This is a genomic window from Allosphingosinicella vermicomposti, from assembly GCF_003012815.1.
Lineage (GTDB): Bacteria > Pseudomonadota > Alphaproteobacteria > Sphingomonadales > Sphingomonadaceae > Allosphingosinicella > Allosphingosinicella vermicomposti.
Genome location: NZ_PXYJ01000003.1, coordinates 341877 through 355189, shown reverse-complemented (window position 1 = coordinate 355189; position 13313 = coordinate 341877). Strand labels below are relative to the sequence as shown.

At 62.6% G+C, this 13313-nt stretch carries 17 protein-coding genes; 7 read left to right on the top strand and 10 right to left on the bottom strand.

Annotated features, from left to right (window positions below):
* Positions 1–47: 47 nt before the first annotated feature.
* From C7I56_RS10535 to C7I56_RS10505, 7 genes are all read right to left on the bottom strand, one after another.
* A complete protein-coding gene (locus C7I56_RS10535) occupies positions 48–671 on the bottom strand; it encodes a hypothetical protein (RefSeq protein ID WP_106640551.1) in 624 nt (207 codons plus the stop codon).
* Between the two features lie 106 nt (positions 672–777).
* Complete coding sequence (gene rpoN / locus C7I56_RS10530) at positions 778–2262, bottom strand: RNA polymerase factor sigma-54 (RefSeq protein WP_106640550.1); 1485 nt, start codon at positions 2260–2262, stop codon at positions 778–780.
* A 2-nt stretch (positions 2263–2264) separates the two neighbouring features.
* Positions 2265–3041: an LPS export ABC transporter ATP-binding protein gene (gene lptB / locus C7I56_RS10525; RefSeq protein WP_106640549.1), complete on the bottom strand. Its 777-nt coding sequence runs from the start codon at positions 3039–3041 to the stop codon at positions 2265–2267.
* 193 nt (positions 3042–3234) lie between these two features.
* The gene (locus tag C7I56_RS10520; protein WP_106640713.1) at positions 3235–3765 is read right to left on the bottom strand and encodes an LptA/OstA family protein; all 531 of its coding nucleotides are present in this window, start codon (positions 3763–3765) and stop codon (positions 3235–3237) included.
* Positions 3766–3770: 5 nt separating this feature from the next.
* The gene (gene lptC / locus C7I56_RS10515) at positions 3771–4409 is read right to left on the bottom strand and encodes an LPS export ABC transporter periplasmic protein LptC (protein WP_106640548.1); all 639 of its coding nucleotides are present in this window, start codon (positions 4407–4409) and stop codon (positions 3771–3773) included.
* Positions 4410–4417: 8 nt separating this feature from the next.
* Positions 4418–5038 carry a ribonuclease D gene (locus C7I56_RS10510; protein WP_106640547.1) on the bottom strand — a complete coding sequence of 207 codons (621 nt, stop codon included), beginning with the start codon at positions 5036–5038 and terminating at the stop codon, positions 4418–4420.
* A gap of 120 nt (positions 5039–5158) precedes the next feature.
* Entirely contained in the window at positions 5159–5956 is a 798-nt protein-coding gene (locus tag C7I56_RS10505; RefSeq protein ID WP_106640546.1) for a TerC family protein, read from the bottom strand.
* 226 nt (positions 5957–6182) lie between these two features.
* On the opposite strand from C7I56_RS10505, the gene C7I56_RS12760 reads away from it, so the two are divergent.
* Entirely contained in the window at positions 6183–6989 is an 807-nt protein-coding gene (locus C7I56_RS12760; RefSeq protein ID WP_106640545.1) for a cold-shock protein, read from the top strand.
* A gap of 70 nt (positions 6990–7059) precedes the next feature.
* Positions 7060–7413, top strand: coding sequence for a hypothetical protein (locus tag C7I56_RS10495; RefSeq protein WP_106640544.1), 354 nt, complete (start codon positions 7060–7062; stop codon positions 7411–7413).
* A 13-nt stretch (positions 7414–7426) separates the two neighbouring features.
* Here C7I56_RS10495 and C7I56_RS10490 read toward each other — a convergent pair whose 3' ends face one another.
* Positions 7427–9025, bottom strand: coding sequence for a cisplatin damage response ATP-dependent DNA ligase (locus C7I56_RS10490; RefSeq protein ID WP_106640543.1), 1599 nt, complete (start codon positions 9023–9025; stop codon positions 7427–7429).
* Positions 9026–9289: 264 nt separating this feature from the next.
* A complete protein-coding gene (locus tag C7I56_RS10485; protein ID WP_106640542.1) occupies positions 9290–10318 on the bottom strand; it encodes an apurinic/apyrimidinic endonuclease family protein in 1029 nt (342 codons plus the stop codon).
* 150 nt (positions 10319–10468) lie between these two features.
* On the opposite strand from C7I56_RS10485, the gene rpmG reads away from it, so the two are divergent.
* Positions 10469–10636, top strand: a complete 168-nt coding sequence (gene rpmG / locus C7I56_RS10480; RefSeq protein WP_106640541.1) for a 50S ribosomal protein L33 — start codon at positions 10469–10471, stop codon at positions 10634–10636.
* Between the two features lie 78 nt (positions 10637–10714).
* Here the strand turns inward: rpmG and C7I56_RS10475 are convergent, their stop codons facing one another.
* The gene (locus C7I56_RS10475) at positions 10715–11083 is read right to left on the bottom strand and encodes a response regulator (RefSeq protein ID WP_106640540.1); all 369 of its coding nucleotides are present in this window, start codon (positions 11081–11083) and stop codon (positions 10715–10717) included.
* A gap of 36 nt (positions 11084–11119) precedes the next feature.
* On the opposite strand from C7I56_RS10475, the gene C7I56_RS10470 reads away from it, so the two are divergent.
* The 4 genes from C7I56_RS10470 (at position 11120) to C7I56_RS10455 (ending at position 13232) form a co-directional block, all read left to right on the top strand.
* Positions 11120–11395 carry a DUF3572 domain-containing protein gene (locus tag C7I56_RS10470; protein WP_106640539.1) on the top strand — a complete coding sequence of 92 codons (276 nt, stop codon included), beginning with the start codon at positions 11120–11122 and terminating at the stop codon, positions 11393–11395.
* Positions 11392–12000 carry a hypothetical protein gene (locus C7I56_RS10465; RefSeq protein WP_106640538.1) on the top strand — a complete coding sequence of 203 codons (609 nt, stop codon included), beginning with the start codon at positions 11392–11394 and terminating at the stop codon, positions 11998–12000. Before C7I56_RS10470 ends, C7I56_RS10465 begins: the two co-directional genes overlap by 4 nt.
* 67 nt (positions 12001–12067) lie before the next feature.
* Positions 12068–12532, top strand: a complete 465-nt coding sequence (locus tag C7I56_RS10460) for a RidA family protein (RefSeq protein WP_106640537.1) — start codon at positions 12068–12070, stop codon at positions 12530–12532.
* Positions 12504–13232, top strand: a complete 729-nt coding sequence (locus tag C7I56_RS10455; protein ID WP_106640536.1) for a glycerophosphodiester phosphodiesterase family protein — start codon at positions 12504–12506, stop codon at positions 13230–13232. The genes C7I56_RS10460 and C7I56_RS10455 overlap by 29 nt, the downstream gene beginning before the upstream one ends.
* Positions 13233–13313: the final 81 nt, after the last annotated feature.

Below are 13313 nucleotides of genomic sequence, written 5' to 3'. Positions count from 1 at the left end.
GTCCTGATGGATAAGGAGCGAAGAAAGAATGTGCAGAGCTAGCCCGTTTAATCGGGCTGGCCGTTGTAAACCCCCTGCTTCTTTTTGCTGTCTTCCTCAAATTCTTTCATGAGATCTTCCGAAAGCTCGTCAAGAGCGCGTGCTTTCATGGATTCAACGGAAACACCCGTTCCCGATCCATCGATCTTGGGCGGCGTTACCTGGATATTGGTCGGGCTTTCACAACCGCGGCGACGATACTCCGCCGAAATTGTCATGAACAGATCGCCCGATGTGTTTTGGGCCTTCTGGTTGGAGTTATGAAGACTATCGGCGCGCGCCATGATTTCTGCGCGCTGGCCCATATTGGCCGCAGTGGCGGCTTTATTGGCCGCGTCTACGCCAATCGCGGCACCGGCGCCGACTAATACCCCTCCAACGGCCTGGGCAACCCCCAGCAAGGCGCCCTGGGCGCCTTGGCTGCGGCCGAGATTGGTCATGTCTCTGTTCAACTTCTCCTCGGCCAGCTTCGTACCCTCGGGATCCGGCCCGTGCATCATGATGGCCAGATGCCGATCGCCTTCAGTCTTCAACTGCGCGCATGTCATGCTTTTCAAATCGGGTGCCCCCACAGATGTTGCGGCCTGCGGCGCGGTTGCAAATAGCATGGCGGTCAATACCAATGCTGTCATCGTTCTTCCCCTTCAAAATCCCCAAACAGACGCTGAGGCCTGATTAGATTATCGACTCTGAATATTTACCAACAGGCGGGGCCGCAACGCGCCTGCGACTAAGCGACTAACCGCTGATCGCCCTTTGCCGCCGCCGCTGCACGGAAGAGCCGATGCCCATAGCCTCACGATATTTGGCGACGGTGCGGCGGGCGATGTCGAAGCCCTTGGCCTTGAGGAGGTCGACGAGCTGATCGTCGGAGAGGATCTTGTCGCCTTCGGCGCCGATCAGGGCCTTGATGTGGCTCTTTACCGCTTCAGCCGAAACGGCGTCGCCGCCGTCCGCGCTCTGGATGCCGCTCGTGAAGAAATATTTGAGTTCGAAGAGGCCGCGTTCGCAGCTCAGATATTTGTTCGACGTGACGCGGCTGATCGTCGATTCGTGCATGCCGACAGCTTCGGCGACGGTGCGCAGGGTAAGGGGGCGGAGGTGGGCTACGCCCCTACGGAAGAACTCTTCCTGCTGTTTGACGATCTCGGTCGCGACCTTGGTGATGGTGCGGGCGCGTTGGTCGAGCGCCTTCATCAGCCAGTTTGCGCTTTGCAGGCAGTCGCTGAGCCAGGCCTTGGATTTGCGGTCCTGCGCGCCGCGCGCGAGTTCCGCATAATAAGTGCGGTTGACGAGCAGGCGCGGAAGCGTGGCGCTGTTGAGCTCGATCCGCCAGCCAGCGGCGGCGCGGGCGACGAGCACGTCGGCGACGACCGCATCCACGCGCGTGCTCTGCTCGAACCGGCAGCCGGGCTTTGGATCATAAGCGCGAAGCTCGCGGATCATGTCGGCGAGATCTTCGTCATCCACACCGCAGATGCGGCGCAGGGCGGCGAGATTGCCTTTGGCGAGGTAATCGAGATTGTCGATGAGGCGCGCCATGGCGGGATCGTAGCGGTCCGCTTCCTTTGCCTGGAGGGCAAGGCATTCGGAAAGACTGCGCGCGCCGACGCCCGCGGGATCGAATGTGTGGAGCGTCTCCAACACCCGCTCCACTGCGGCGCGCGGCGCGCCGAGGCGGTCGGATATGTCGAGGAGATTGGCGGTCAAATAGCCTGCTTCGTCAATCTGTTCGATAAGGGCTGTGGCGATGAGGAGATCGCCGCCCTGAAAGGTGAGGCCCGCCTGCGCGATCAGATGCTCGTGGAGGGAAAGGCCCGCACTCGCGAAACTGTCGAAATCGGGGCCGTCCTCGGGTCCGGCCGATCCGCCGCTTGCCGACAGGCCGGAGAGGCTGCCGATGCTATCGGCGGCGCTATCCTGGTGGGTATTTTCCTGCGCGGTTTCACCAAGGTCGAGCGCGGTTTCGCCGTCGGCTTTCGCGAGCTGGCTGATGGCGTCGGGTTCGGGCGCGGCTTCATATTCGTCGGCGATCGGGGCTTCGGCGCGCTCGCGGACGTTCTGCCCTCCAGCCTCAAGAAGCGGATTGCGCTCCAATTCCTCGGCAATGAAGGTTTCAATTTCGAGATTGGAGAGCGCCAGCAGACGGATAGCCTGCTGCAGCTGCGGCGTCATGACCAGCGATTGGCTTTGGCGCAGGTCGAGACGGGGGCCGAGGGCCATGGTTACAACTCGAAGCTCTCGCCCAGATAGAGGCGGCGGACGTCTTCGTTGGCGACGAGCTCCTGCGGACTGCCCGCGAACAGCACCTTGCCGTCATAGATGATGCAGGCGCGGTCAACGATATCGAGCGTCTCGCGGACATTGTGGTCGGTGATGAGCACGCCGATGTCGCGCTTCTTGAGTTCGCCGACCAGGTCGCGAATGTCGGAGATGGAGATGGGATCGATGCCGGCAAATGGTTCGTCGAGCAGCATGATCGAGGGATCGGCGGCAAGGGCACGGGCGATCTCGCAGCGGCGGCGCTCCCCGCCCGACAGCGCCATGGCCGACGCATCGCGCAGGCGCTGTAGGCCGAATTCGTCGAGCAGCTGCTCCAGACGCTGCGCGCGGGCGATCTTGTCGGGCTCGGCGACCTCGAGAACGGCGGAGATATTCTGCGACACCGTCATGCCGCGAAAGATCGAAGTTTCCTGCGGCAGATAGCCAAGGCCGAGAACCGCGCGGCGATACATGGGGAGGCCGGTAATGTCGGCGCCGTCAAGGAGGATGCGGCCGCTGTCCGGCCTGACCAGGCCCATGATCGAATAGAAGCAGGTTGTCTTGCCCGCGCCATTGGGCCCGAGCAGGCCGACCACTTCGCCGCGCGCGACGGAAAGCGACACGTCGGTCAGCACGACCTTCTTGTCATAGGATTTGGCGATGCACATCACGTTGAGGCCGTCGACGAGCGCGGTCGCCGCATCGGTTTCATGGCATCTGAAAGTCGTCGCGTCGTTCATCCGGGCCTTCACGTCATATTCGGGCCGCCTTTGGAACGTTGCCGCTTTTCCCTTGGGAAAGGAAAGGCTTCATGCGGCAGGCCGGGGGCGGCGCAGATGTCGAAGAACCATGTAGGCCGGACAGGCGCCAGCCTCAACAGGCAAGATTCATGCCGGGGACGGAGACGTCGTCATTCCGAACGAAGCGAAGAAATCAGTTTCCGCGTTGAGGAACCGTGAAGGTGCCGGTGACGCGGCCGCCGCTTGTCGTGGTGCCGGGGGCTCCGGTCGCGCTGCCGTCCATCACCGCCCGGCCACTATCGAGATCGATGACGAGCCGGCCGCCATTCACGTTGGAGGCGCCGCGGGTCAGCGTGACGCCGCCGATCAGGGTGATGATCCGCCGGTTGATATCGTAAATCGCGAAATTGCCGCGCGCGGTTTCGTCCGGACTGCGCAGTGTCACGCCGCCGCTTGCATCCAGCCGCTCGATCTGGATGCCGCCCGCATCGGAATAAGCGACGGTGAGGCGCGCTGCGGTGAGCGTCAATTCGGCCTGGCGCGCCACGACATTGCCGGAGAAGACGGCGCGGTCGGCGCGGTCCTGCACTTCGATCCGGTCGGCGGCGAAATCGATCGGCGCATTGCTGTCGTGATTGCCGAGTGACGTTCCCTGGCCAAGCACGGGCTGGGCGGCAAGGAGCGCGGCGAGCGCAACAGCGGTGAAGGTGCGGATCCGGGTCATGCCGCTCATCTGGCCGCGCCTTGCACGATATGCAAGCGGGCACGGCCGGTAAGGGTGACGGTGCGGCTGGAAAGATCGGCCTGCATCTTGTCAGCGGTGAAGGAGCCGAGCGGCATCTGACCCTGAACGCCCTGGTCCCCCGACAAGGTGCGCTCGTTCAAATCGACGATCACGTCGCGCGTATCGAGCTGATAGCCATCGGCGGCGGTGAAGCGGATCGGTCCGGTGACGGCGACCGTTTCCTCTTCGATATTGTAGCGGGCGGTGGAGGCGGTGAGGTTCGCCGGGCCGTTTTCGAGCAACATGCGCGCAGCCATGCCGTTTATATCGACGATCGGCTCGGCGGATGTCGCCTGGATCGCCGAATCCGCACCGATCGTGAAAGACCGGCCCTTGTCGTCCTGCCCGCGATATTGGGCCGCCATGACGCGCATCCGTTCCTCGGCCACGTCAACTTCATTCTTGTCGAGAAGGAAGCTCAATTCGTCACCCTTGGTGAGCGGTGCGAGGGCGAGATAGGCGATAAGGACGCCGATCAGGGCGGGCAGCGCAAGCTTCAACAGGCCGACGAAGCGGTCGTGACCGCTGCCGGGCTCGGCCCAGTGGCGCTTGACGATCCGCTCCTGATCGGCGGCTTCAGACATGGTCCACCTCAGACATGGGCGAAGATATCCACCTCCGGCCAGCCTGCAAGGTCGAGGAGGGCCCGGTGCGGCAGAAAGTCGAAGCAGGCCTGGGCAAGGCCGACGCGGCCTTCGCGGACCAGCCGTTCATCGAGCTTTTCCTTCAACCGATGGAGGTAACGCACATCTGAAGCGGCATAATCCTTCTGCGCATCGCTGAGTTCAGCGGCACCCCAGTCCGACGATTGCTGCTGCTTGGAAATTTCCTCGCCCAGCAATTCGCGCACGATCTCCTTCAAGCCGTGGCGATCCGTATAGGTACGGATGAGGCGGGAGGCCGTCTTCGTGCAATAAACCGGGGCCGCCATCACGCCGAGATAGGCGTAGATGGAAGCAAGGTCGAAGCGGCCGAAATGATAGAGTTTGAGGCGATTGGGATCGGCGAGTACGGCCTTCAGTTTCGGCGCGGCGAAATCACTACCCGGGCGAAAGCGGACGAGATGTTCGTCGCCGCCGCCGTCGGAAATCTGGACAACGCACAGCCGGTCGCGGCCAGGCTGCAACCCCATGGTTTCGGTGTCGACGGCAACGGAGGCGCCGGGGGCGAACACGCCCTCCGGCAAATCTTCTTCATGGAAATAAACGCTCATCGGCCCCGCATAGGGCCAAGCGCCTGACTCCTCAATGACCGGATTGTGGAGACTGCGCCAGTGTCGCGCGGGCGGGGATCCGGCCGATAGCGCCGGAGCCCCCGCCCGTGGCACGCAAGATCAGTGCGTGGTGACCTTGGCCGCCTCCGCCCGCGCCTTGCGACGGCGCGAGACGATGTTGAGGATCTCCACACCGGCAGAAAAGGCCATGGCGGTGTAGATATAGCCCTTGGGTACATGCACACCGAAGCCGTCCGCGATCAGCACCGCGCCGATCATCAGCAGGAAGCCCAGGGCCAGCATCACCACGGTCGGGTTCTTGTGGATGAAGTTCGCCAGCGGATCGGCGGCGACCAGCATGACGATGACGGCGGAAATGACCGCGACGATCATGATCGGCAGATGCTCGGTCATGCCGACGGCCGTCAGAATCGAATCGATCGAGAAGACGAGGTCGAGCAGGAGGATCTGGAAGATAGCCGCGCCGAAGGTGAGTGTTACCTTGGCAGTATCGAACACATCGTCGTTCGAAACCGGATCGACATTGTGGTGGATTTCCTTCGTCGCCTTCCAGACGAGGAAGAGGCCGCCCGCGATCAGGATCAGGTCGCGCCAGGAGAATTGAGTTTCGAAGGTCGGCTCGCCATGGGCGCCGGGCGCGCCGGTAATGCCGAGATCGAAGACCGGCGCGGTCAATCCGACAAGCCACGCAATGCCGGACAGGAGGATGAGGCGCATGACGAGGGCAAGGCCGATGCCGAGTTTGCGCGCCTTTTGACGCTGTTCTTCGGGCAATTTGTTGGACAGGATCGAGATGAAGATGAGGTTGTCGATGCCGAGAACCACTTCCATCACCACCAATGTGGCAAGGGCAGCCCAGGCGGCCGGATCGGCAAGAAGGGCGGGGATCGAGTCCATGGTCTGTGCGGGCTCCCTGACTTAAAATTTTCGTCCAGATGCACGAACATGGGCGGCGAGGCTAGCCCGCATCACGAAATCCCGCCGAAACCGACTCGCGGCTGTGGATAAATTGGTCTATGAGAGTCGCGGGTGCGTCTTCCCAGCGCGCCGGAACCGTTTGCGTGATGAGCCCCCCGCGCAAGGGTTTTCGAATGGATTTAGGGCGCAAGAGAGTTTTGACTGCATGGGTTTTGACAGGGGTCGTCGCGGCGGACGCGGCAGCAAAGATAAGCGTGACAGCTTCGGTGACGAAAATTACGGCGGCTATAACGACCGTGGCGGCTTCGGCGGCGGCGGCGGTGGTTATGGTGACCGCGGCGGCTTCGGCAGCGGTGGCGGCGGAGGCGGTTATGGCGACCGCGGCGGCTTCGGCGGTGGCGGTGGCGGTGGCGGTGGCTATCGCGGCGGTGGCGGCTTCGGCGGCGGCGGTGGCGGCTTCGGCGGCGGCCGTGGCGGCGGCATGCCCCCCCAGGTTGTCGGCGAAGGCAAAGGCATCGTAAAGTTTTTCAACGGCCAGAAAGGCTTCGGCTTCATCGTCCGTGACGATGGCGGCGAAGACGTTTTCGTCCACATCTCGGCGGTCGAACAAGCAGGCTTCACTGGCCTTGCCGAAGGGCAGCCGCTGGAATTCACCCTTGTCGATCGTGGCGGCAAGATTTCGGCGACCGACCTCAAGATCGAGGGCGATCCGCTTCCGGTGCCGGAACGCGCGCCCCGTGAAGATCGCGGCGGCTTCGGCGGCGGCGATCGTGGCGGACCGCAGCGTCAGCTGACCGGTGAGAAGGCTTCGGGCACCGTCAAGTTCTTCAACGCCATGAAGGGCTTCGGCTTCATCAGCCGCGACGACGGCCAGCCGGATGCTTTCGTGCACATTTCGGCCGTCGAGCGCGCCGGCATGGTGTCGCTGAACGAAGGCGACCGGCTCGAGTTCGAACTGGAAGTCGATCGTCGCGGCAAGACCGCGGCAGTCAATCTTCAGCCGCTCCAGTAAGATCTGGAACGAACTTAAGGAGGCCCGGCAGTTCCTGAAGCTGCCGGGCTTCTTTTTTAGGGGTAGGGAAATGATTTTTACAACTGCACTTGCACTCGCATTGGCACAGACACCCGCGCCTGCTTCGAATTCCAATCGCGATGACGTTCGCTGTCTCATCATCTTTTCGCTTCTATCGTCGGGTGACGACAAGGATGCCGCGACGACCGGCGCGATCGGCGTCCAATATTTCCTGGGCCGCCTGGACGGACGGGCCCCGGGTTTCGACCTTGAGGGCGCGATGGTCACGGAAGCCAAGGCGCTGACTCAGCCAGACATCGAAATGCTTGCGACGTCCTGCGGTCAGCAGATCGAGAAACGAGCGAACGATTTGATGGCGATCGGGCAGCGTATGGAAAAGCTCGGCCAGGAAATGTCCAAATAAGAGCTTCGGGCTCTCACGTGGCCATCCGCAATAACGCCGCGATCCGGTCCGCCTCATTGGCAGGCTTATCGCGGCGGATGCGGGCAATGCGGGGAAAACGCATGGCGAGGCCGGATTTGTGGCGGCGGCTCGCATGGATCGAATCGAAGGCGACTTCGAGAACCAGGCTCTTTTCGACTTCGCGTACGGGGCCGAAGCGCTGGACCGTGTTGTTGCGCACGAACCGGTCCAGCCAGCGAAGTTCTTCGTCGGTGAAGCCCGAATAGGCCTTGCCGACGGGCAATAGCTCGCCTTCTTCGGTCCAGCAGCCGAAGGTATAATCCGAATAATAAGAAGATCGCTTTCCGCTGCCGCGTTGCGCGTACATCATCACGCAATCGGCGGTGAGCGGATCGCGCTTCCATTTGTACCAATGGCCAACCCGGCGCCCGGCAATATAGGGACTATCGCGGCGCTTCAGCATGACGCCTTCGATGGCTGCGTCACGAGCGAGTGCGCGCAGTTCCTCCAATGCTTCGAAATTATCAGCCTCAATCAGCGCGGATATGTCGAAGCGGCCGGGCTCGAGCCCCGGCACGAAAGCCTCCAGCCGTGCGCGGCGCTCTTCCCAAGAGAGCGCCCGCACATCTTCCTCACCATCAATCAAGATGTCGTAAAGCCGAACGAAGGCCGGATAATCGGCGAGCATTTTGGGGGATACGATCTTGCGGCCGAGCCGCTGCTGCAGGGCATTGAAGCTTGCCGCCGCGCCGCCATGTTCAGCGGCGCCCTGCGCCTCGCCCTTCACCAGCAATTCGCCGTCGACGGCGCCATCGCTAGCAAAAGCTTCGGCAACATCGGGAAAGCTGCGGGTAATGTCATCGCCCGCCCGGCTATAGAGCCGGGTTTCACCCGCCGTCCGCACAATCTGGACGCGGATGCCGTCCCATTTCCATTCGGCGGCATAATCATCGAGCGAGACGCGCAATTCCTCAAGTGGGTGGGCGAGCATGAAAGGACGGAAAACCGGCATGTTGGCCGCCGTGGGCTGTTCGCCGCGCCCCTCGGCCCAATCGAAGATCGGCGTGTAGGGCGGGGGAATGCCGTGCCACACCTCTTCGACGGCATCGATATCTATGCCGAAGGCTTCGGCGAGCGCCAGCTTGGCAAGGCGCGCGGAAACGCCGATGCGCAGCGCGCCCGTCGCAAGCTTCAGCAAAGCGAAGCGCCCGCTCGCGTCGAGGTGATCGAGCATCGCGGCAAGCGCGCCCGGCGCCTCGGCGCGGCCCAGGGTCATCAACCGCTCTACGATTACGGAAATGCGCAATGTTCCGTCATCGATATCGCCGGGCTGGTCGATCGCCTTGGGCCAGAGCAAGGAGACCGTCTCGGCCATATCCCCCACATAATCGCGGCTCATTGCGAGCAGCACGGGATCGACCCGCTCCTCCGCAATGCCGCGAATAACAGCGGGTTTGACGCCGGGAATGTCGATTTCGCCAGTGAGCGCGGCAAGCGCCCAGCCCCGATCTGGATCCGGGGTCGCGCGCAGATAATCGCCGATCAGCTTCAGCTTCGCATTGCGCGACCGGGTATAGACGAGGGCGTCGAGGAGCTTCGAAAAATCGCGCATCGCGCGCGTAACGAACGAATATGGGCGCTCGGTTCCCGATGGAACGCGACACGGGAGGGTGGGTTAGAGGGGAAAGGAGATTTGCCCCATGCTGCGTGCCATTGGATGTGTCGTCGTTGCCGTTGTCGTCCTCGCCCTGCTGATGGTGTTCGGGCTTCTCGACGCTATCTTCTGATGCCATCGTCTTTGCGGGCGCGGCGAAGCAATCCATCCTGGGGCCAAGCTCGGCGCCACTGGATTGCCGCGCTGCGCTTGCAATGACGATTACTGGGACCGTGTCTGCCGTACGTGATCGGCAAGTTGCGCGCTCGCCAGATTCTTCGCCTTTGCCTCCACCTCAACGTCGCACCAGCTCAAGTGCCGCGCGACAAGATCGTTGACCGCAAGATTCCACATCATGTCGCTGTGCCCGCGCAGCTTTGCGGCCTTGAAACCCTCTTCGTTCAGCGCTGCATAATCGGGCCGGTCGAACGGAGAGAGATGAGGCACAAGTGCCTCGCGCGATACGGAGATGTGCGCGGCAGGCCGCACGCCACGCCAGGAGGCCTCGATATCGGCAACGCGCCGATCGTCGGGCTCCAGATATTCGCCCTGCGTGAAGATCCAGTGATGGTGGAAATCGACGACGATCGCGAGGTCTTCCTTCACAGCGAGGAGGTCGTCGAGGCCGAAGCTCGTCTCGTCATTTTCCAGCGTAACGAGGTTGCGCGCCTCCTCGGGTAATTGCGCGATACCGTGCCGCAGCCCTTCGACCCCCGCCTGGCGCGATCCGCCATGGATATTCACGTGGGCGCCGTGCGGATGCCAACCGCCGCCAAAGCCGAGCATCGCCATGATCGCGACATGCTCCATCACATCGGATATGGCATTGGCCAAGGCTTCGGGTCGCAGCGTGGCAAGAATGGCGTGCTGGCCCGGATGCATGGACAGGCGGATGTCGCGGGCGCGGGCGAATGCACCGGCTGAGGCGAGCCGCCGCTCGATCAGCGCGTTGAGATCGGCGTCCTCATAATAGTGGCGGACCTCGGCATGGGAGAAACCGGGCAAAATGCCGCTCAAAATGCGAAACATCCGCTCGAGCGAGGGGAGCTCCGCGATAAAGGCCAATTGATTGTCGAGCGTGTCGAGATTGTGCGCCACGATGCCCGAAAGCTTGTCGAACGCATCGCCGGGGCTGAGGCGCTTTAAATGCGCGATGGTCGTCGTGCGCATGTTCATGCGCCGCTCTTCCTCAGCATTGCCGATCGGGGACTGGAAGGTGCAGCAAAAGCCGATTCGGGGATCGCCGGTCATGGAAACTCCTTTGCCTCGACAACCCGCCAGCGCGCGGATCGGATGCGTCCCCTTGACAGAAGCGCGGTGAATCGGCAGAGGCTCACCCGATTGGAGCGGCGGCGACGCCGCTTTTGTTTTTCAAACCTTTTGAAGTGAGAAGAGGCTGCCATGGCCAAGCCAGCAACCGTCAAGATCAAGCTCGTCAGCTCGGCCGACACGGGCTTCTTCTACGTGACGAAGAAGAATCCGCGTAATATCACCGAGAAGATGACCTTCCGCAAGTACGATCCCGTCGCGCGCAAGCACGTCGAGTTCAAGGAAGCGAAGATCAAGTAAGCGGCTTTCCCGCTCATTTCGATTCGCTTTGAGCCCCGGCACTGCCGGGGTTCTGCATTTCCGGGCTCCGCGAATCGTTTACCGGCCCAGCAGCGCCTCAACCGCCTTTACAAACTTCACCACCGATATCGGCTTGGACACATAGCCCTCGGCGCCCGCGTCGCGGATGCGCTCTTCATCGCCCTTGGCGGCATAAGCAGTGACGGCCATGATCGGGATTGCCTTCAGCTCCGCATCGGCCTTCAATTCCTCGATGATCGACAGGCCGCTGATATGCGGCATCTGAATGTCCATGACGATGAGATCGGGACGAAGATCGCGAGCGCGGGCAATGGCATCGCGACCATCACGTACCGGCTCGGCGCTATAATCATGCGCACGCAACAGGTCACAGAACAGCTTCAGATTGAGTTCGTTGTCCTCGACAACGAGAATTTTTTGTCCCACGCGACAAGACCTTGAGAGGGGAGGGCGTCTTACGTCATGAATATTAAAGACACCAGAGATGAAGATTCCGCTACCCTGAAAGCGCTGGCCGCTTTGGGCTGGATCCTCAGCGACGAGGGCCGCGCCCAGCGTCTGCTGTCGCTGACCGGCCTCACCCCCGACGATCTGCGCAATCGCGTCTCCAGTCCGGAGGTGCTCGCTGCCGTGCTCGCTTTCCTCGAAGCGCATGAGCCGGACCTCATCGTCTGCGCCGACGCGATCAGCGCGACGCCCGCCGCCCTCATCGATGCGCGCCGGAGCCTCGATCGATGAGCCGCCCGCTTCTCATCTCCGATTGCGACGAAGTTCTGCTTCACATGGTCAGCCATTTCGCCGACTGGCTGGGAGAAGAGCATGGCTATCACTTCAATCTCGACGATCCCGGCTTTTCGAGCGCGGTGAGCGACCGGGCGACCGGCGCCGCAGTGGCGCCAGAACAGGTCTGGCCGCTGCTCGACACGTTCTTCGATTCCGAAATGCACCGCCAGAACCTCGTGCCCGGCGCGGGCGAAGCGCTGCGCGCGATCGGCGAGGTGGCCGACATCGTCATCGTCACCAATATCGGCGATCAATATCACGCCAATCGCGTCGCCCAGCTTGAGGCGTTCGACATCCGTCATCGCGTGCTCTGCAATCGCGGCGGCAAGGGGCGCCCGGTGGCCGAACTGGTCGCGGACATGCGCCCCAGCGCAGTGGTGTTCGTCGACGATCTCCCCGTCCATCACGAGTCGGTCGCCACGCACGCGCCGGACGTCTGGCGCCTCCACATGGTCGCCGAACCCCGCCTCGCGCGAAACCTCCTCCCCGCCGAACATGCCCATGCGCGGATCGACGATTGGAAGGAAGCTTTGCCATGGGTGCTGGACAAGCTTTCTTAGAGCCCCTCCCCTTGATGGGGGGCTTTGTGCTTGACCTCCGACGCGCCGCGATGCTTACCCGAACCCTATGACCAAAATCGCATCGCGCCTTGCCGAGCTTGGCATCTCCCTTCCCGAAGCCGCCGCGCCAGTCGCAGCTTATGTTCCGGCGGTGGAGGCCAATGGGCTTCTCCATATTTCCGGGCAGCTGCCGTTCGACGATGGGCAGCTCATGACCGGCCGCCTCGGCGAAGATCGCGATGTCGATTATGGCCAGCAGGCCGCGCGCCGCTGCGGCGTCATGCTGCTCGCCCAGATCCAGAAGGCGCTTGGCTCGCTCGATCGTGTGGAGCGGATCGTAAAGCTCGGCGTATTCGTGAGCAGCGCGGCCAGCTTCACCGATCAGCCGAAAGTTGCCAATGGTGCCTCGGAATTGATGGAGCAAGTGTTCGGCGAAGCTGGACGTCATGCGCGGAGCGCGGTCGGCGTGCCCGTCCTGCCGCTGGGTGCCGCCGTGGAGATCGATGCGATCATCCAGATCCGCGCGGCTTGAGGCGCTGGGCGCGAGGCCCTTCGCCCATCGCGGATTGTTCGGCGACGGGCGGGTGGAAAATAGCCGCGCCGCCGTTCTCGCTGCGATTGAGGCCGGTCACGGCATGGAAGTGGACGTGCAGGGCAGCCGCGACGGCGCCGTCGTCTTCCACGATTACCGGCTAGAGCGGCTGACGGGCATCGAAGGCCGCGTCGCGGATTTCAGCACAGGGGATCTACGCGGCATCCCCCTCCGGGGCTCGGACGAAACCATCCCGACCTTAACCGATATCCTCGCCTTGATCGGCGGGCACGCACCTTTACTCATTGAAGTGAAGGCGCCGCATCGCAAAGTGGCGGCGCTCTGCCGCGCCGTGGCTGGCGCGCTCGACCGATATTCGGGCAGTTTCGGAATCATGTCGTTCAACCCCGCCGTCAGCCATTGGTTCGCGCGCCACCGCCCGGAGATGCTGCGCGGCCTTGTCGTCACGGAGGAATGGAAAAGGGGCCTCAAGGGCGCGATCCAGCGCCGCCTGTCGCTCTGGTGGTCGCGGGCGGAGTTCCTGGCCTATGACGTGCGCGACTTCCCTTCGCCCTTCGCGACGAGAGCGCGGGCGCGAGGCATGCCCGTTTATAGCTGGACGGTGAGAAGCGAAGAGGGCGCCGCATCCGCAGCTCTGCACGCGGACCAGATCATTTATGAACATCCCGTTCGGCCGTGATTTCGCGCAACGTGGAACCATCACCGTTCGCCCTGAGCTTGTCGAAGGGCTGTCCTTCCTTACCTGCTGAAGCAAGAAAGG

What these genes read in the sequence shown, in the direction of transcription:
- rpmG (WP_106640541.1), top strand. Translation starts at nt 10,469, where the DNA reads ATGGCCAAGCCAGCAACCGTCAAGATCAAGCTCGTCAGCTCGGCCGAC.
- lptB (WP_106640549.1), bottom strand. Translation starts at nt 3,041, where the DNA reads ATGAACGACGCGACGACTTTCAGATGCCATGAAACCGATGCGGCGACC.
- rpoN (WP_106640550.1), bottom strand. Translation starts at nt 2,262, where the DNA reads ATGGCCCTCGGCCCCCGTCTCGACCTGCGCCAAAGCCAATCGCTGGTC.
- C7I56_RS10455 (WP_106640536.1), top strand. Translation starts at nt 12,504, where the DNA reads ATGCGATCATCCAGATCCGCGCGGCTTGAGGCGCTGGGCGCGAGGCCC.
- lptC (WP_106640548.1), bottom strand. Translation starts at nt 4,409, where the DNA reads ATGTCTGAAGCCGCCGATCAGGAGCGGATCGTCAAGCGCCACTGGGCC.
- C7I56_RS12760 (WP_106640545.1), top strand. Translation starts at nt 6,183, where the DNA reads ATGGGTTTTGACAGGGGTCGTCGCGGCGGACGCGGCAGCAAAGATAAG.
- C7I56_RS10520 (WP_106640713.1), bottom strand. Translation starts at nt 3,765, where the DNA reads ATGACCCGGATCCGCACCTTCACCGCTGTTGCGCTCGCCGCGCTCCTT.
- C7I56_RS10535 (WP_106640551.1), bottom strand. Translation starts at nt 671, where the DNA reads ATGACAGCATTGGTATTGACCGCCATGCTATTTGCAACCGCGCCGCAG.
- C7I56_RS10470 (WP_106640539.1), top strand. Translation starts at nt 11,120, where the DNA reads ATGAATATTAAAGACACCAGAGATGAAGATTCCGCTACCCTGAAAGCG.
- C7I56_RS10485 (WP_106640542.1), bottom strand. Translation starts at nt 10,318, where the DNA reads ATGACCGGCGATCCCCGAATCGGCTTTTGCTGCACCTTCCAGTCCCCG.
- C7I56_RS10460 (WP_106640537.1), top strand. Translation starts at nt 12,068, where the DNA reads ATGACCAAAATCGCATCGCGCCTTGCCGAGCTTGGCATCTCCCTTCCC.
- C7I56_RS10510 (WP_106640547.1), bottom strand. Translation starts at nt 5,038, where the DNA reads ATGAGCGTTTATTTCCATGAAGAAGATTTGCCGGAGGGCGTGTTCGCC.
- C7I56_RS10490 (WP_106640543.1), bottom strand. Translation starts at nt 9,025, where the DNA reads ATGCGCGATTTTTCGAAGCTCCTCGACGCCCTCGTCTATACCCGGTCG.
- C7I56_RS10505 (WP_106640546.1), bottom strand. Translation starts at nt 5,956, where the DNA reads ATGGACTCGATCCCCGCCCTTCTTGCCGATCCGGCCGCCTGGGCTGCC.
- C7I56_RS10495 (WP_106640544.1), top strand. Translation starts at nt 7,060, where the DNA reads ATGATTTTTACAACTGCACTTGCACTCGCATTGGCACAGACACCCGCG.
- C7I56_RS10465 (WP_106640538.1), top strand. Translation starts at nt 11,392, where the DNA reads ATGAGCCGCCCGCTTCTCATCTCCGATTGCGACGAAGTTCTGCTTCAC.